The organism is Vibrio coralliilyticus (genome assembly GCF_024449095.1).
Lineage (GTDB): Bacteria > Pseudomonadota > Gammaproteobacteria > Enterobacterales > Vibrionaceae > Vibrio > Vibrio coralliilyticus_A.
In genome coordinates, this window is record NZ_CP024629.1 from 114103 (window position 1) to 127696 (window position 13594).

A 13594-nucleotide genomic window follows, 5' to 3' on the forward strand; every position below is an offset into this window, starting at 1 on the left:
GGATAAGCGGATTTTCATTTCTCTTACCAAATCCAACAAGGCTTGTGGTGTTTCCGGTGAATGCAAAAATGGAGGTGTGTTTTAGTTCAGTGTGAACCTGATAATCATACTCAGATTCGTTGACCTGACTTACATTGTCGTCAGGTCAGTTTAAGATGTTGGTCATGTTGTGCGCTTTTTAGTCGTTATTCTCCAGCAGGAATAAAAAGAACATCGGCTTTTTTAAACTCTATTGGCTGCCAAAAAATTTCCACATCACTCTCGTAATGATACAGATCATTAAATCCATATATGTCCTTATCCCCCTTCGATATGGTGGCCGTCCACCATGTATTCTGCTCTCTATCGAAATAAACTGGGACATTTGGTAGTAAATTGATTACAACGAATGTGTACTCAGGTGGGTAAGTATCTTCGTTTTCGATGTCGAAAAACACTCCATTCTCCAGCTTCAACGCCTCGGCGTCTTGAGTTGCAGCTTCATCTGAAACTGATACTAGTTTTTCTTGTCTTTTAGGTAACATTTCTAATTCCATTGCACAGTAAAACAATCATTAAATTCGATGTTGACACATTCATTACAAACAGCGTAATCAATCACCAAATTCGCGTAGCGATCTGCTTTCATTATCCAGTAGCAGTAGTTGGTCTAAGTTCAGGCTTCTTTAATCCACTTAATAAGTGACCAAGTGCTTTTGAATCCTAGCTTGTTCAGCTCTTCACGAACCTTGCCGCAAGCAACGGCCTGACCGCTATATTCACAATTAAGCTGAGTTCTCTCGAATGTAACAGTGCGAATATGGCGATCATTAACGTGTCGAGTTTTACATGAGACTTTAGCGCCAATAACGTGAGTTTGAGTATCCATAGTGATATCCCTACATTTGTAACCTTGTGTAATTATATTATTTACATGTGGAGTGTCAATATAATAATTACATAAAGAGTGGTTGAATAGGAAGTGATGGGAAAGGATTGCCACCAGCAAAACACTGCTGGTGGTTTTTCTGAAAAACTACAGTGTGACCGCGCAATAGGTTGAATGTGTGTCAAGTTCTTTGATCGCTACACTGTCGGTTCTACATGCTTCAGAGTCACCGCAGTGCTTGGGAATGCATGTGAACTCAAACTCGTTTTCTGACACTACAAGACAGGGCATCTCAACCAATCCTGAATCATCGTTCGATTTTTCAATCGCGGTCTCTGTCAAATCCTCCACTACATGAGAGCCATTGAATGAATCTAGTGTTAAGGATGAAAAATATTCCCCAGAAAAATCCAAGGTTCTAATAGACAAAGCTTCCTGCTCTTTCACGATTGAGCTTAGCTTTTTGATGTGTTCTATTTGCTGAGCGTTTAACTCAATAATGAAATGGTCAGGTGTGTCGTTGTAGCTAGCATCAATGCAGCTAACGTTAAGTATAAGTTTTTTCATAATGTCCTCGTTCGATTGTTTAGCGCCCTAGGTCGCAGTGGGCGAATGACAGGATTAGTTTATTTTGTGATACGTACAGGGGATGTTTGTTTCGTTGTAAACCATCTCCATAATCATCTCGATATTGGTGGTGGTAACGTATGAAGATATGGAGCCATTAAGTTTTGCTTCTGCTTCCAAAAGTGCTTCATACGAGTTCGAATCTCCACTGGTATACTCACTGATTTTCTCAGGACACCAAACGACATAGGTATCAGCCACTTTGGAATCTAGCAGGGCATGAAGCTCCTTCAGTTTATTGAAAACACATTGTTGTAGGCGGTTAGTTATAATACCGAACAGTTTCGTAAGTAGTTTCATAATGTCCTCGTTTAATTGTTTAGCGCCCTAGGTCGCAGTGGGCGAATGACAGGATTAGCTTACTTTGTGGTACTTACACTGCATGTCTGTTGCTGTGTAAACCATCGTCATGATCGTCTCGATATCGATGGTGGTTACGCATGAAGATATGCAGACACCAAATTGTTGCTCTGCTCGCAAAAGGACTTCATAGGAATCCGAACCTTCACTGATATAAGCACTTAGTTCACTTGGACACCAAACGACATAGGTATCAGCCACTTTGGAGTCTAGCAAGGCGTGCAGTTGCTTCAGCTTATTAAAAACACATTGTTGTAGGCGGTTAGTTATAATGCCGAACAGTTTCGTAAGATGCTGGTTAATGTTCATGATCGCCTCCTAATGAGCTGGGTAGGTTTGTATGATGAAATTCCGTTCAGTGTTGCTCATTGGAATTGCTCGTATGCAGCCTTTTCCATCTCCTACATAAGTAACATAGAATGAGTTATGTAACTCTGGAATGCGCGACACCGCTTCTTTTTCCCTTTCTATAAAGAGCTTGTATTCATCATGAGGAACAACCACCGGAAGTGCCTGCCTTCCCATGGTTTTAATATAACGTCGATGCTCACGACCTCGTGAATCTACCGAGAAGGTGTTATCTCCAACTTTATAGTGAAGTCCAATAACATAGAGCTCTGTGCGCGTAGAACCGTCTGAATTCTCCGAAATATTTTTGCGTAGTATTCCATAAGCGGCAGCTGCTTTTAGTGCTTGCTGGTGATCTATCACTTTAGTGTAGAAATACGGCCAAGATAGGTACTTGGCAAGATACTTGATGTCCTTGTTTTTTATCAGGCTACGCTTGTTGTACTTTGAAAGAGCTATGCCATAAACCGACTCCAGTTCCCAAACACGATCATTTAGAGGGTGTTTTGTTTTACTGGTATAACACGACAAGGCGCATAGGAATTCCTTCACCTTTAACTGAGATAGGTATTCGTTTTCATTCTGGACTACTGGCGAGTCTGACAACTCATCAATCTTCTCAAGTGCAAGTGTATAGCGTTTGTCAATCTCCAAAGCTGCGCTGTTGTCGGTATGATATTGAATGGCTTCCGTAATGTTCATGATATGTATCTCGCTTAATTGTTCGCTCTAAGTCGCAGTGAGCGTATGCATCGAACGGTCATTGTTACTGTATATAATGACAGTGTAAATGTTAATATGTATATATTTATCAGTCGCTTAACTTTACAATCGTCCGACCCTCTGAATGGCAGTTTTGATTTATAAATAAGACGTTTTTTTCTAAAACGTGGTTTTTGGGGTGCTTGAAAGCATAAAAAAGCCCCCAAGATTTGGAGGGCTTAAAGCTGGTGGTCTTGATGTTATGCGGCTAGTAGTAAAGGAACGCTATTATTAGTTAGCTGCAAGTTAGCCTTAAAGCAGGTCGCGGCCTGTTCTGGTGTGATGTTTAATTCATTGCATGCCTGTTCGGTATTCTTCACCCAGCCACGCAAGCGGCCAAACTCAACATTCAGTCGCATGATGAAATCTTGATTAAATTTGACGTGCGCATTGCCATTTTTAAACGCCTTGGCTTCAAATAGCACTACCTCGCGGCCTAGTGTGTGGTTGTAGTATTTAAATTCTTGCTTCTTGTTGCTTTGCCACTCCCGAGCCTTTGCGGCATCGGTTATGCTCGTATCAAAGCCCAAGTTAGCGGCTACGGTTAAAAGATCGCTAAAGAAGTTAGCGCACGATGCTGTTAAATTATGGTCAGTGCGTTCATGTGCCCACTCTGTAACCTGAATCCCTCCCGTTCGTGTGACAACAACGCGATAATCCAGCTTATAACGATCAAGGCCGTCAGGTTTGCGACAGTAGCGCCACTGTTCATCACCAAATGTATTTGCATTCGATTTGTATAATTGAACATTTGCTTTTTCTGTCATGTACTCCACCAGCTCAACCAACTGAGAATCAAAGTATTCATTGGCATTCTTAATGCTCCAAATGACAATGGCGTGCGCGTTCTCTGCGTTAAAATCAACGTGAGTGTGTTTGGTTAATGTTTCAAGCATACGTTCGCGGCTTTTGGTTGCCAGCTTATCGGTGATGACCCCAAGGTTATTGAATAGTTCTTTCCAATAGAAATCCTTAAGTGAATTGATTTTCAGCTCTAATGCACCCTGTACGGATTCAATACTCACATCCAGTTCGTTAAGCAGATCGGCGTCTAACTCGTTCAGCTTTAGATATGTATTCATGAGCTCCTCCATATCCCGAAAATACAGGGTTTCAAGTGTCTTTACTAAGCCCTCATCTTTGATTAACTGCTGAGAGTTGCTCACGTTCTGCTGTGCATTAGCTAAGTCTTGCTTTTGTTTTTGCCATTCTGAACGCTTTGACTTGTTGGCGGATACTTTGAAGTGCTTGCTGAACCATAAAGAAAAGGGCTCCACCTTCAGAGTGGGTGAATAATGTGTGCTGCGGCGTTTGTATGCCAAATCAACTTTAACGATATCGATGAAAGCTCGTGCCTGGCGATCAGCATTTAAGAAGTTACCCGAATAGATAACGGTCGTTTGGGCTTGTCGGCTTTCTAGTGCTAGCGAAATGCTTTCGTTGTTTACCCAGCGTTGAGGGATGACCAAATAGATCACCTCTGCGTTAGCCTCAGTTATGATTTTCTCACACCACTGCGCATATGTACTATATGGCGGATTGCTAAATACTACATCGACTTTCTTATCTATCAGCGTGTTTTGGGTAAAATCAGTCCCAACAACAAATACATCCTTATGCATCGCATTAAGAAGCGGTTTAGATTTTTCAATCGCGTATTTTTTCCCCTTGGTCAGCGTGGCCAGTGCAGAGCCGTCACCCGCCCCACAGTCCAATACTGAGCATGACAAATAGTCATCTTCGCGATTGTATGGGCAATGAATTTTCCACAGATCATCTCGTATCGCTTGGAGCATTTCCGGTGTAGTTGGGTAGTACTCAAAATCGGCCTGCTCGCTCTTCAGAAGCTTAACCATTGCATTAGTAGACATAATATTACCTCGTTTGATTGTTGGCGCTCTAGGTCGCAGTGAGCGCGTTATTTAACGGGGTCTAGTCTGTCCTTTTTAGGGTGGTAATTGCAATTGATATATTTGTTAACTTATTGATTATATTGGTTTATTTTTGGGTTTGGCTGTGATTGAACTTTCGCGTTTTAAATCTTTTTTATAAGAAGACGTTGAGGTTTTAAAGAGTGACATTCAGTCCTGGCAAGTCAATCCTAATCTCTCTTGTTTTTGTAATTGTTTTATATACATGTGGCGTGTAATTGTTATAATTACACAATCAACTTAATCGAAAGCTAACGGAAACAACAAAGGAGAGCACCATGGCAACATTTTCAAGCATCACTAAAGTAGTTAACGATGAGTGTCTTGTTAAGCCTAGCATCACCCTAGAATGTCGTCGTTTTATGCCAAAAGACAAACGTTGGACAGTCACTTGCCGAAGCGGCTGGCCTATGGACAATCCAATTTCAGTTGATCGCCATGTGTCTAGGAGCCGCGCTAGGGAGCTAGCTCAAACATTTTTACGTGAAATGACTATTTAGAGTTGGTCTAAGCGCTGCGCTCGCTGGTGGTTGAGCGCAGCGGTTACGCCAATTACAAAGGAAATAGAGAGGCAGAAATATGACAGCTCAATCTAAGACAATTGATGCAAATGAAGCACCAACAGGCTTTTATGCAGTACTTAAAAGCGAGCTTACTAATCCAACGGGAGATTACCCAAATATCTGTACACATTGCGATTGGCGTAAACAATGTTGTGACCCGAAAACAGATTTACGCTTGAACATTCACCGATGCATGAGCGACCCACTGATTACGGAAAGTGGAGATAAAGTAGAGCGCAATGATGGGTGTTCAGTTGTCTTTAAACGAATTGAACTCAGCTAACTTATTATCAACTAACATCCCACCGAAATACGAGGTAAACAAATGAATAGTTCAGTATGGGGCAAAGACCAATTAGGTTTCTTTCTAAATGGAGATACCACGGAACGTGTGGCTGAGGGAGGAGTTAGCGGTATTGTTAACACCTCTACTCAACCAAGTAGCATTTATGTATTTGGCTACGAAGGTCAGCACAAAGCGGTTAAAAATCTTATTGGTAAGGCTGGGGTCACTAGAGATTCGGTAGTGATTGACAATAGTTCCCAAAAGAAACTTGGTAACGCTGCCTCATTCTCGGAATTAAATTGAGAGCTAACTTACTCGATGCGCCACCAGTCGATTGAGGCGCATCTGGTACGTTTTGCAAAAAAACGAACAACTACTAAGGCAATTAAGACTTATGACTAGACAGCTAAAGGTAACTGCTTACAAAACCGAATCAGATTATGCGAATGGCATTGCAGAGTATGTATATGAAAGCGAGGTTAACGAGAAGTTAGCGATCAATGCTCATAATGACTTTGAAGAGTCTGGGTACTGGCTTGTAACAACAACCAATGAAGAAGGTAAGTTGATTCACTAAACGCCACCAGCGCGGATATCTAGCTGGTTTTCTTGAAAAACTGAATTATCTAACATTGGAGTGAAAGCTAGTTTAGTGATTCGTTTACCCAACGATAGGATTTCATGCTCCATACTGAAATCTAAACACCCCCTCACTTCTGCCCATCACATAGTAAAAGACCGCCATATATCTTATAGCGGTCTTTTCGTTGTTAGGCTGCCTAAAACATTGATGCTTCAAATCCGGCCATTAACTTCCTTTGGTGAATTTGGTTTTGGGTTGAGCGCACTTCACTTTCAGTATCAAGAGCGCTTTTTACCAGCGCTAATATATTCAAGTCACCAATATGATGCTCATCCAGATAGAGATCATACGTGTACTCACCGTCAAACGTTACACGGATGCGGTCATCAAACATCTCATATTGAAATAGTTGGTTGCTTGCTGCGTAAATGAGCTGCTCGGGTTCAGCTTGTCGAACTACTCGGGGCTCGCCATATTCGACACCTCCAGAGATATACACAATTGATTGTGTCATGGTTAGGACGCTTTTAAGAGCATCGCAGGAAAGGTTTGGTAAATCCATATTCACCAACAGTTGGGAAACAGTTTGTTCTGCCTGCTTTTCGATGCGCTTTGCATTCAAGTCAAAGATTTGAGCTGTGTTCTGCATAGATGTATTCCTGATTAATGTTAACTGACCGAATTATTGTACCGCATTTAAAGTTATTGTTAAGCAAAAATACTCAATTTAATGTAATTATTTTATTGACATCGCTAGTGTCATTATTACAATTACATTTATTAAGTCGAAAAGGAGGGGAACCATGAAATCAAAGCACGTATTTTCACTAGGACTTCTAAAGGCGGTCAGCCATGTCTAATTTGCTTAAGTCATTAGCCATTCAATCAGACAACAATAGCACCTACATTGCTCTTCCTAATGGTGAAGTGATTGAATTCACGGAACTCGATAACGCGTTATACGTTGACCACCGAGAGCAACTTGGGGGAGATAGTCTTGGGGCTGTATGTATAAACATGAGCGCTAATGATTGTCGCGCTGCTAGGAACGAACACAGGGAGGCCACCAGCTCAATGGCCACTCAAATATTTAATCAAGACATCTAAGGGAATAGCAATGGAAAAACTACACATCAAATGCACTTGCGGTCGCGATGAAAAGCTTACAGAGCAGCAAGCTGATTGTTTGCATTGGCAAGAGTCTGAAACTGTAACGTGCGGTTGCGGCAAGTCACTGCCATACAAAGGCCATGATGAGGTTAGAGGTTATGGAGTGGCATGGGTGCAGGAATAAGGATAGAGATTGGTAGCCCCCGCTGGTGGAGCATTCAACAAAACCATGAACGTACGGAAAGGAATTATGGACAAAGAACTCACTTTTTCACTCACCATTGCTTACGAAACTGACACAGAAGACCAGATCATTTGTGAATCCTCATTGAAAGAGAACTTAGCGACCGCTATTGAAAACCAGCGTGTGAATGGTGCGCTAACACCTGATGACATTTCAGCCACGAAGGTAGTCATTGAAATGGTGGAAGATGATAAACGTTGTCATGAATGCGGGTTGAAGTTTGAGATTGATTCAGGGGGCATCGCCAAGCACTTTGATGATTATGGCGATCATGACTGGGTAGCAGATGGCGACCATGTCCCATATGCAATTGAATCGTGAACCCCCAATAACTCTAAGAGCGTAAATAACTGAGCCTTAGATAAGGGGGATGACATGTTATGAATACTGTAGAAACAGAAGTGTTATACAAATACGTAAGCAACCTTGATGAGAGAGGAGCCAACCTATTTGTTTCATCAGAATGCACTAATATGTGCTTTTTCAAGAAACTGGCTGATAACGTGTATTTTCAGTTTGGCTTTACTCCTGAAAATTACCCTGCAATAGAGTCGGGAATAATTGAAATTACAGATAAGCAGTTGATTGAGCACATTCACACAAATTGTGGAGGGTGGTTCGCTCGTAAATGCTCTTTAGATGTCGATCTAGATAACTCCGGTTTCGTTGTCGAACTCGACTAGCGGCCTTATTCGACGCTCCCGTAGGGTGTATCCGACAACGCTACTTTTTACAAGGAAAGGACTAATGACAATTTTTAACGCAACACTTCAAGATGTATTGGATTTCCATGGGCGAACCACAGAATGGGAAGAGGCTTGTTCTGCTGGGAAGTTCTTTACAGTGGCAACACGCTTACTTGGTGGTGGATATGCCATTGGCTCAACAGGTGAAGACCACAAACCCCTTCCAGATCTTTATCCGACATTAGCTGATGCCAATAGAGAGAACCAAGAACTCATTAATTCATACCTTGATGACATCAGGAATGGTGATCGTGAAGAAGGGGATGAGTGGGATGGTGAAGTCCTTGAACTTAACTGGAGTGGTAGCACTCAAGTTGTAGAGCTTGCTATTGATGGTGACGTGTTACATGAAGGGGATTGGCGAGAAATGGCAGGCATTCTTTAACTGCCCCCTAGCAAATGGAAAGTAGACCATAATGCAAAGAGTTACTAACAAACTATTATCTGAATTACAGCGCACCCATATCACCCCAGTTCATCAAAACATTATTGAGCTGGTGGAAAGGGGATTTCACGTAATGTTTGACACAACGACTTGTGAAGGAGTTGCTACCAAATCCGATCTCAAAATCACTTTTCTAATTGGAGGTGAGAACGTCTATTTTGATTACAGCGCTTACACCAAATGTGGTGTTGGCAGCTTTATAGACCAACTCACCGAACTCCACAAAGGCTTGGATTAATCGATTGCACTGCTAATACCAATACGACAACAGATAGAAGCGGGACACCAACACAATGAAAACATTAGAGCTGCATGTGTATGGAATCATCATTTCATACAACTCGGAGGATGATAAAAAAGGATGCGCTATCAGCACTGATTTAAAAGAACTACCAGAAACAGAGGAGAACGCGGAGTTCAATTGTGCGGTCGATGGGATTGAGTCGATGATACTCGGTCATTTCGCCGCAGGTATTGACGTTAAATGTGAAGCTTACTTGGAGGGGCTTGAAACGGCATACAACGCAGTTAGTGCTCAATTTAGCTAGTTTTGCCGCTGCTTAACCCCAGACAGAGCTCATTACTAAACGAACTAACAAAGCAACTTAAAGACTGGAGTGTGTGGCGCATCCATAGATATGAAGGATAGCGATGCCGCCACATGATGGACACAAGACCTTTAGCACTCAATATCCATTCCAAACACGCCATTAGTGATATCAAACCAGGTACAGCACTATTCATTTATGAATCCCACCAGGATGAAAATGTTCAGGACATGATTTTCTAAAACATGCTAATTAGGGCTTAAATATACGCTGGTGGTTTTGCAAAAAAACTTTATCAAATTAGGTCGATTCGGGATTAAAGTGTGTATTGCACTAACTGACACAATCCGAATTCAGCTTTCCGTGAAAGTCTGCCCCTGCATGGACTACACTAAGTAGGCAGGGCGTTAATTGCCATTGTCTGTATTTCCCCAATAACACGGAGATTACTGACAATGAGCAAAGCCAGTTCACTTCAACCTAACCAAATTAATCGCGTTCTACGTTCCTGTAAAGCAATCCAACATGGACAAGCCAAAGCCTGTTCAATCGCTTTAAGTCATGCAGCACTGCGCGTTACCGAAATAGCACTTCTCGATGTGAAAACAGTCTTGTTACCAATTCAGTGATATCTGGGGTCAGTTTAGAACAAATGGCAAGAGTGCTCGGACATAGTGACGCAAGCACTACAATTTTCTACGTCTGCATTCAACAAGCACGCATCCGAGAAATAAACTCTCTGCATTGGCTGTGAACCTTATCAGCACTATTCATCAATTACTGGCTTGAAACCAACTCTTGAAAGCAGTTCTGTCATTATCGTCTGAGGAAGTCGGACTTGTGACGCATTTCTGAACTGTCTAATTTGCTGCCGTTCAACACCCAAATGAATTGCGAGTTGATTGTCATTTTCTAATCCATAAAGAGCCAGATGTGTATCTGCTATTTCGTTGTTATTTAATATCTTTTTTATTTGATGTAATTATAATATTGACATAAAGGATGTAATTATTATAATTACACTATCAACTTAATCAAGAACAAACGGAAACACAGGAGTGCATGAGAATGCTTTCAGATAACCAAGTAAAACAGATTCAGCCAGCAATGGCGGCGTTTTCTTCTTATGTAACATCGCCAAATGATGAGCAAAAGTCTCTCATTGAACAGGCACATAAAGAGGGTTTAGTTAACGTTCGAGCAAAATACTTAGTGAGCTGGACTGACAAAGGTGTGGCTCGTTTTAGAAATGCCAATGGTTTTAGCTGATTTACTCGATGCGCCACCAGCCGAGTGAGGCGCATCTGGTAAGTTTTCTAGCAAAACCACCAACGTAACGGAAAGACATCATGAAAGTACTAGGTATTGAGATTAAGCGACCACATTCAGTCCAAGTGCTGTTGGTACTAAGCTTGGTTGTTTTATCAGCCGTTTTTAGAGAGCAATTGGCATTAATGACGAACACCAACCCGTTAGACCTTTGGGGTTACTCTGTAGCTGCGGCGACAGGAATACTTCTCCACGCATGTGGGTTAAATATTAAGTTCACATACCACCTAATTGTAATTGCAGTCCTTTGTGGAGTGATGGCGCTGGTGGCGAGAAATCTAAGCGGATTTATTTTTTCTTAATCAGGACGGAAAGACACTATGAAATTTACATCAATCATAACAGCACTCACGCTTTGTCTACTCACCTCAGTTGCGAATGCTTCATGCAAATTCGGTGATGTAGAGATAGAGCCGCATTTGCAAGTGTCCTATTTCAGCCCAGATTTGGCGCATGAAATTGCTGAAAGAAAAGTCAAAATGGGACAGTCCGAAACTTACGAACAAGCAATGGAATACATAAATCAAAAACCTACGATAGCTCACATCATTTTGTATTGCGAAATCAGCTATGAAGTCAAAGATGGTGAAGTGACTGCTTCAGGCTATGCGCTAGTTCGCGGATAAGTATATAAACGCAATCTATAACGGAAAGACAGGAGCCAGTTATGAGCGCATCATCAACGAAGAAAATTTTCTTAGTCACAGTAACTATTCGCTTCGGAGGATATGAAAAATCGGTTGAATCGTTCAGAGAGGCCGCTAGTGAAGCTGACGCTGAATATGATGCATTGTGCGGTGAGACACACAATGAACCGCTAACTAGGGAGCTATATGAACAAGGTGATGATTGGTGGGATGACGACATGATTTATGAAGCTTCTTCTTTGGAAGTCCCTGAAGAGCTAGCTTGTGCTCTCAAAAAGTTCAATGAATACCCATTTAGATTAATCCAGTAGTCTTATTCGATGCTCTCTCTTTGCTGGTGGGGCATCCGATAAACCTACTACCACAAACATCACGGAAAGACTATCTATGAATATGCCGCAGCCAATAATCCATACGCGACTAATGCAGTCAGATATTGAAGAAGTTTTACGAACCGCAGGATATGACCAGAAGGACTACCCGTGGGCTGTTCGATTTGTAGGACGCTTCCCTGTACCTAAATGGCAGCGTGATCTTTGTTGGAGCAGAGAACAAAAAATCAAACTTATTGAATCCATTTGGTTGGGCTTTGATATCGGTTCATACATCGTAAATGAGTGGGATATGGAAGGTAATGTGCTGGTGGAAAACTCAGACATCGTAATTGATGGTCAGCAACGTATTGAAGCCATTTGTGCATACGCTCTAAATGATGAATTCTCAGTATTTGGAAAACGCTATTCGGAGCTGAATAAGCGAGAACAAGCACGTTTTAAAAAGACTAGCTTCCCTAAACGTATCACTCACACATTCAACGAGGATGCTTTAAAAGAAACATACAACCGACTCAATTTTGGTGGTACACAACACAAGCCAGAACAACGGGCATAACTAGGACGGAAAGAAGGAGAAAGCCATGATAGATGCTAACGGTGTTTGTAAAGAGTGCGGCCGCGAGTTTGACGATTTGCCCGAGTATTCGGCATGTCCAGACGAAGACTGTCCAAGTAACGAAGAGGAGTAGTTTTAGCCGCTGCGCTTGAGCTATCGAGCGCAGCACTAAGACTATTCACAGCAAACAACGGAAAGACGAGGGAACGAGCTATGACAATGATTACTGCATCTATTGAAGTCGACACTAACGCTTTTAAACCAAATGAAGCGCCTAAACCTCAGTTAAATCTCGGTTGGTTTTGCCGCGCGGGGAAGAATAACGTAAACGAGAGTATTTCGTTAAATGGTGGAAGAGTGGCATCTATTTCAGTTGAGCAAGGGGAAGGGAGAACTTGCAAAAACCTTACTATCCATAATTGTCACCTTTCATTTGTGTCTTTTGAAGATGCTAAGAAAGCATTTGAAGTTCCGGTGTATAAGGTGACACGCGGAGTCACGCTTCATCTAAGCGGTATGGATGACGTTCTACCTAGTTCGTATCGAGCACTTGAAGAAGGTTAATAAGGCCACTTGTTTGGTACGCCACCAGCTTTAGGCGTATCTGGTAGGTTTTATTACAAAACTATTTATCAACAACATCACAGTATGACACTGAGGCAGGTATTAACGAATCTAATGCCTGATTTTACCGACCCACACATCAATATTAATACCCCAAATTAGCTTACATTTATTTGCTCATCATTCGTTTTGTGCTATATTTATATGGTCAGTTAACAAAACAAACACGGAGAGCACTATGGAAATCAAGCAACTCACTCACATGACCATCCAGTCAATCGAAAACATTCAGGAAATGGCAGTCTTGGACTTTAACGCAAACAGCGTTTGCCCGTTCGAACCAAACAGCAATGAAGAGGCCATCTGGCTAGATAAGCTCGAAGAGCTAAATACCCCACTTCATTAACCGCTAACTCGCCCGAGGGATTCATTATGCCTTGCAAGAATTGTATCGATGACATTTGTAGCCGCCGCTGTGTAGCGACAAAACCACAAGCCAGTATTAGCCCATTCTACTTAGGTGAGGCTAAGGACGGCAGGGAACACGACTTGTTGCAAGGCAATGAACACGAACCACTGTTAATTGGGGGTGAGACGTATGAAGCTCCACTCACAGGATGGACACATACGTTAATGCACGCCTACTGCGTTGCTTATGCGAGAGCTTACGGTGCAGATACCCAGTGGGATGTTTATTTAGGTAGTCAGCAGGTAGGCGGCACAGACCTATAGCAATTTACTT

The 13594-nt window shown here is 42.0% G+C and carries 28 protein-coding genes; 20 read left to right on the top strand and 8 right to left on the bottom strand.

Translation table 11 applies throughout. The features are described 5' to 3' along the window. Window positions 1–185: 185 nt before the first annotated feature. The 7 genes from CTT30_RS22990 to CTT30_RS23020 all read right to left on the bottom strand — a co-directional run bounded on the left by CTT30_RS22990 (window position 186) and on the right by CTT30_RS23020 (window position 4836). Window positions 186–524, bottom strand: coding sequence for a hypothetical protein (locus CTT30_RS22990; RefSeq protein ID WP_252037920.1), 339 nt, complete (start codon window positions 522–524; stop codon window positions 186–188). A 131-nt stretch (window positions 525–655) separates the two neighbouring features. Then, on the bottom strand, window positions 656–868 hold the full coding sequence (locus tag CTT30_RS22995; protein ID WP_252037921.1) for a hypothetical protein: 213 nt from the start codon (window positions 866–868) through the stop codon (window positions 656–658). Window positions 869–1015: 147 nt separating this feature from the next. Beyond that, entirely contained in the window at window positions 1016–1435 is a 420-nt protein-coding gene (locus tag CTT30_RS23000) for a hypothetical protein (protein WP_252037923.1), read from the bottom strand. A 54-nt stretch (window positions 1436–1489) separates the two neighbouring features. Further along, on the bottom strand, window positions 1490–1795 hold the full coding sequence (locus CTT30_RS23005; RefSeq protein ID WP_252037924.1) for a hypothetical protein: 306 nt from the start codon (window positions 1793–1795) through the stop codon (window positions 1490–1492). A 54-nt stretch (window positions 1796–1849) separates the two neighbouring features. Beyond that, window positions 1850–2164 carry a PH domain-containing protein gene (locus CTT30_RS23010; protein ID WP_252037926.1) on the bottom strand — a complete coding sequence of 105 codons (315 nt, stop codon included), beginning with the start codon at window positions 2162–2164 and terminating at the stop codon, window positions 1850–1852. A 9-nt stretch (window positions 2165–2173) separates the two neighbouring features. Continuing rightward, window positions 2174–2905, bottom strand: coding sequence for a hypothetical protein (locus CTT30_RS23015; RefSeq protein ID WP_252037928.1), 732 nt, complete (start codon window positions 2903–2905; stop codon window positions 2174–2176). A gap of 260 nt (window positions 2906–3165) precedes the next feature. Further along, entirely contained in the window at window positions 3166–4836 is a 1671-nt protein-coding gene (locus CTT30_RS23020) for a class I SAM-dependent methyltransferase (protein ID WP_252037930.1), read from the bottom strand. Window positions 4837–5174: 338 nt separating this feature from the next. Here CTT30_RS23020 and CTT30_RS23025 point away from each other — a divergent pair, with 338 nt between their 5' ends. The 4 genes from CTT30_RS23025 to CTT30_RS23040 all read left to right on the top strand — a co-directional run bounded on the left by CTT30_RS23025 (window position 5175) and on the right by CTT30_RS23040 (window position 6322). After that, window positions 5175–5396: a hypothetical protein gene (locus tag CTT30_RS23025; protein WP_252037932.1), complete on the top strand. Its 222-nt coding sequence runs from the start codon at window positions 5175–5177 to the stop codon at window positions 5394–5396. Window positions 5397–5475: 79 nt separating this feature from the next. Next, window positions 5476–5742 (top strand): hypothetical protein, encoded by a 267-nt coding sequence (locus tag CTT30_RS23030; protein ID WP_252037933.1) that lies wholly within the window; start codon window positions 5476–5478, stop codon window positions 5740–5742. 42 nt (window positions 5743–5784) lie between these two features. Beyond that, the gene (locus CTT30_RS23035) at window positions 5785–6048 is read left to right on the top strand and encodes a hypothetical protein (RefSeq protein ID WP_252037934.1); all 264 of its coding nucleotides are present in this window, start codon (window positions 5785–5787) and stop codon (window positions 6046–6048) included. A gap of 91 nt (window positions 6049–6139) precedes the next feature. After that, window positions 6140–6322, top strand: a complete 183-nt coding sequence (locus tag CTT30_RS23040) for a hypothetical protein (RefSeq protein ID WP_252037935.1) — start codon at window positions 6140–6142, stop codon at window positions 6320–6322. A gap of 202 nt (window positions 6323–6524) precedes the next feature. Here CTT30_RS23040 and CTT30_RS23045 read toward each other — a convergent pair whose 3' ends face one another. Next, on the bottom strand, window positions 6525–6977 hold the full coding sequence (locus tag CTT30_RS23045) for a hypothetical protein (protein WP_252037653.1): 453 nt from the start codon (window positions 6975–6977) through the stop codon (window positions 6525–6527). Between the two features lie 203 nt (window positions 6978–7180). Here CTT30_RS23045 and CTT30_RS23050 point away from each other — a divergent pair, with 203 nt between their 5' ends. The 16 genes from CTT30_RS23050 (at window position 7181) to CTT30_RS23125 (ending at window position 13584) form a co-directional block, all read left to right on the top strand. Continuing rightward, window positions 7181–7435 (top strand): hypothetical protein, encoded by a 255-nt coding sequence (locus CTT30_RS23050; RefSeq protein WP_252037655.1) that lies wholly within the window; start codon window positions 7181–7183, stop codon window positions 7433–7435. Between the two features lie 10 nt (window positions 7436–7445). Beyond that, on the top strand, window positions 7446–7622 hold the full coding sequence (locus CTT30_RS23055; RefSeq protein ID WP_252037657.1) for a hypothetical protein: 177 nt from the start codon (window positions 7446–7448) through the stop codon (window positions 7620–7622). A 66-nt stretch (window positions 7623–7688) separates the two neighbouring features. Continuing rightward, window positions 7689–8003, top strand: coding sequence for a hypothetical protein (locus tag CTT30_RS23060; protein ID WP_252037658.1), 315 nt, complete (start codon window positions 7689–7691; stop codon window positions 8001–8003). Between the two features lie 59 nt (window positions 8004–8062). Further along, window positions 8063–8365, top strand: a complete 303-nt coding sequence (locus CTT30_RS23065) for a hypothetical protein (protein WP_252037661.1) — start codon at window positions 8063–8065, stop codon at window positions 8363–8365. A 64-nt stretch (window positions 8366–8429) separates the two neighbouring features. Further along, window positions 8430–8813, top strand: coding sequence for a hypothetical protein (locus CTT30_RS23070; RefSeq protein WP_252037662.1), 384 nt, complete (start codon window positions 8430–8432; stop codon window positions 8811–8813). Between the two features lie 133 nt (window positions 8814–8946). Continuing rightward, the gene (locus CTT30_RS23075) at window positions 8947–9111 is read left to right on the top strand and encodes a hypothetical protein (RefSeq protein WP_252037663.1); all 165 of its coding nucleotides are present in this window, start codon (window positions 8947–8949) and stop codon (window positions 9109–9111) included. Between the two features lie 55 nt (window positions 9112–9166). After that, window positions 9167–9421 carry a hypothetical protein gene (locus CTT30_RS23080; protein ID WP_252037665.1) on the top strand — a complete coding sequence of 85 codons (255 nt, stop codon included), beginning with the start codon at window positions 9167–9169 and terminating at the stop codon, window positions 9419–9421. 455 nt (window positions 9422–9876) lie between these two features. Further along, window positions 9877–10050, top strand: coding sequence for a hypothetical protein (locus CTT30_RS23085; protein WP_252037667.1), 174 nt, complete (start codon window positions 9877–9879; stop codon window positions 10048–10050). A gap of 439 nt (window positions 10051–10489) precedes the next feature. Further along, window positions 10490–10690 carry a hypothetical protein gene (locus CTT30_RS23090; RefSeq protein ID WP_252037668.1) on the top strand — a complete coding sequence of 67 codons (201 nt, stop codon included), beginning with the start codon at window positions 10490–10492 and terminating at the stop codon, window positions 10688–10690. Window positions 10691–10770: 80 nt separating this feature from the next. Next, window positions 10771–11052 (top strand): hypothetical protein, encoded by a 282-nt coding sequence (locus CTT30_RS23095; protein ID WP_252037670.1) that lies wholly within the window; start codon window positions 10771–10773, stop codon window positions 11050–11052. Between the two features lie 18 nt (window positions 11053–11070). Continuing rightward, a complete protein-coding gene (locus CTT30_RS23100; protein WP_252037671.1) occupies window positions 11071–11376 on the top strand; it encodes a hypothetical protein in 306 nt (101 codons plus the stop codon). A gap of 41 nt (window positions 11377–11417) precedes the next feature. Continuing rightward, window positions 11418–11708, top strand: coding sequence for a hypothetical protein (locus CTT30_RS23105; RefSeq protein WP_252037673.1), 291 nt, complete (start codon window positions 11418–11420; stop codon window positions 11706–11708). A 76-nt stretch (window positions 11709–11784) separates the two neighbouring features. Further along, on the top strand, window positions 11785–12288 hold the full coding sequence (locus CTT30_RS23110) for a DUF262 domain-containing protein (protein WP_252037674.1): 504 nt from the start codon (window positions 11785–11787) through the stop codon (window positions 12286–12288). A 213-nt stretch (window positions 12289–12501) separates the two neighbouring features. After that, the gene (locus tag CTT30_RS23115; protein ID WP_252037676.1) at window positions 12502–12852 is read left to right on the top strand and encodes a hypothetical protein; all 351 of its coding nucleotides are present in this window, start codon (window positions 12502–12504) and stop codon (window positions 12850–12852) included. A 238-nt stretch (window positions 12853–13090) separates the two neighbouring features. Further along, window positions 13091–13258: a hypothetical protein gene (locus CTT30_RS23120; RefSeq protein ID WP_252037677.1), complete on the top strand. Its 168-nt coding sequence runs from the start codon at window positions 13091–13093 to the stop codon at window positions 13256–13258. Between the two features lie 26 nt (window positions 13259–13284). Next, a complete protein-coding gene (locus tag CTT30_RS23125) occupies window positions 13285–13584 on the top strand; it encodes a hypothetical protein (RefSeq protein WP_252037678.1) in 300 nt (99 codons plus the stop codon). The last annotated feature ends 10 nt before the right edge of the window (window positions 13585–13594 follow it).

Bases quoted from the DNA above. Each gene is read 5' to 3' on its own strand.
- CTT30_RS22990 (WP_252037920.1), bottom strand. From the start codon at position 524: ATGTTACCTAAAAGACAAGAAAAACTAGTATCAGTTTCAGATGAAGCT.
- CTT30_RS22995 (WP_252037921.1), bottom strand. From the start codon at position 868: ATGGATACTCAAACTCACGTTATTGGCGCTAAAGTCTCATGTAAAACT.
- CTT30_RS23000 (WP_252037923.1), bottom strand. From the start codon at position 1,435: ATGAAAAAACTTATACTTAACGTTAGCTGCATTGATGCTAGCTACAAC.
- CTT30_RS23005 (WP_252037924.1), bottom strand. From the start codon at position 1,795: ATGAAACTACTTACGAAACTGTTCGGTATTATAACTAACCGCCTACAA.
- CTT30_RS23010 (WP_252037926.1), bottom strand. From the start codon at position 2,164: ATGAACATTAACCAGCATCTTACGAAACTGTTCGGCATTATAACTAAC.
- CTT30_RS23015 (WP_252037928.1), bottom strand. From the start codon at position 2,905: ATGAACATTACGGAAGCCATTCAATATCATACCGACAACAGCGCAGCT.
- CTT30_RS23020 (WP_252037930.1), bottom strand. From the start codon at position 4,836: ATGTCTACTAATGCAATGGTTAAGCTTCTGAAGAGCGAGCAGGCCGAT.
- CTT30_RS23025 (WP_252037932.1), top strand. From the start codon at position 5,175: ATGGCAACATTTTCAAGCATCACTAAAGTAGTTAACGATGAGTGTCTT.
- CTT30_RS23030 (WP_252037933.1), top strand. From the start codon at position 5,476: ATGACAGCTCAATCTAAGACAATTGATGCAAATGAAGCACCAACAGGC.
- CTT30_RS23035 (WP_252037934.1), top strand. From the start codon at position 5,785: ATGAATAGTTCAGTATGGGGCAAAGACCAATTAGGTTTCTTTCTAAAT.
- CTT30_RS23040 (WP_252037935.1), top strand. From the start codon at position 6,140: ATGACTAGACAGCTAAAGGTAACTGCTTACAAAACCGAATCAGATTAT.
- CTT30_RS23045 (WP_252037653.1), bottom strand. From the start codon at position 6,977: ATGCAGAACACAGCTCAAATCTTTGACTTGAATGCAAAGCGCATCGAA.
- CTT30_RS23050 (WP_252037655.1), top strand. From the start codon at position 7,181: ATGTCTAATTTGCTTAAGTCATTAGCCATTCAATCAGACAACAATAGC.
- CTT30_RS23055 (WP_252037657.1), top strand. From the start codon at position 7,446: ATGGAAAAACTACACATCAAATGCACTTGCGGTCGCGATGAAAAGCTT.
- CTT30_RS23060 (WP_252037658.1), top strand. From the start codon at position 7,689: ATGGACAAAGAACTCACTTTTTCACTCACCATTGCTTACGAAACTGAC.
- CTT30_RS23065 (WP_252037661.1), top strand. From the start codon at position 8,063: ATGAATACTGTAGAAACAGAAGTGTTATACAAATACGTAAGCAACCTT.
- CTT30_RS23070 (WP_252037662.1), top strand. From the start codon at position 8,430: ATGACAATTTTTAACGCAACACTTCAAGATGTATTGGATTTCCATGGG.
- CTT30_RS23075 (WP_252037663.1), top strand. From the start codon at position 8,947: ATGTTTGACACAACGACTTGTGAAGGAGTTGCTACCAAATCCGATCTC.
- CTT30_RS23080 (WP_252037665.1), top strand. From the start codon at position 9,167: ATGAAAACATTAGAGCTGCATGTGTATGGAATCATCATTTCATACAAC.
- CTT30_RS23085 (WP_252037667.1), top strand. From the start codon at position 9,877: ATGAGCAAAGCCAGTTCACTTCAACCTAACCAAATTAATCGCGTTCTA.
- CTT30_RS23090 (WP_252037668.1), top strand. From the start codon at position 10,490: ATGCTTTCAGATAACCAAGTAAAACAGATTCAGCCAGCAATGGCGGCG.
- CTT30_RS23095 (WP_252037670.1), top strand. From the start codon at position 10,771: ATGAAAGTACTAGGTATTGAGATTAAGCGACCACATTCAGTCCAAGTG.
- CTT30_RS23100 (WP_252037671.1), top strand. From the start codon at position 11,071: ATGAAATTTACATCAATCATAACAGCACTCACGCTTTGTCTACTCACC.
- CTT30_RS23105 (WP_252037673.1), top strand. From the start codon at position 11,418: ATGAGCGCATCATCAACGAAGAAAATTTTCTTAGTCACAGTAACTATT.
- CTT30_RS23110 (WP_252037674.1), top strand. From the start codon at position 11,785: ATGAATATGCCGCAGCCAATAATCCATACGCGACTAATGCAGTCAGAT.
- CTT30_RS23115 (WP_252037676.1), top strand. From the start codon at position 12,502: ATGACAATGATTACTGCATCTATTGAAGTCGACACTAACGCTTTTAAA.
- CTT30_RS23120 (WP_252037677.1), top strand. From the start codon at position 13,091: ATGGAAATCAAGCAACTCACTCACATGACCATCCAGTCAATCGAAAAC.
- CTT30_RS23125 (WP_252037678.1), top strand. From the start codon at position 13,285: ATGCCTTGCAAGAATTGTATCGATGACATTTGTAGCCGCCGCTGTGTA.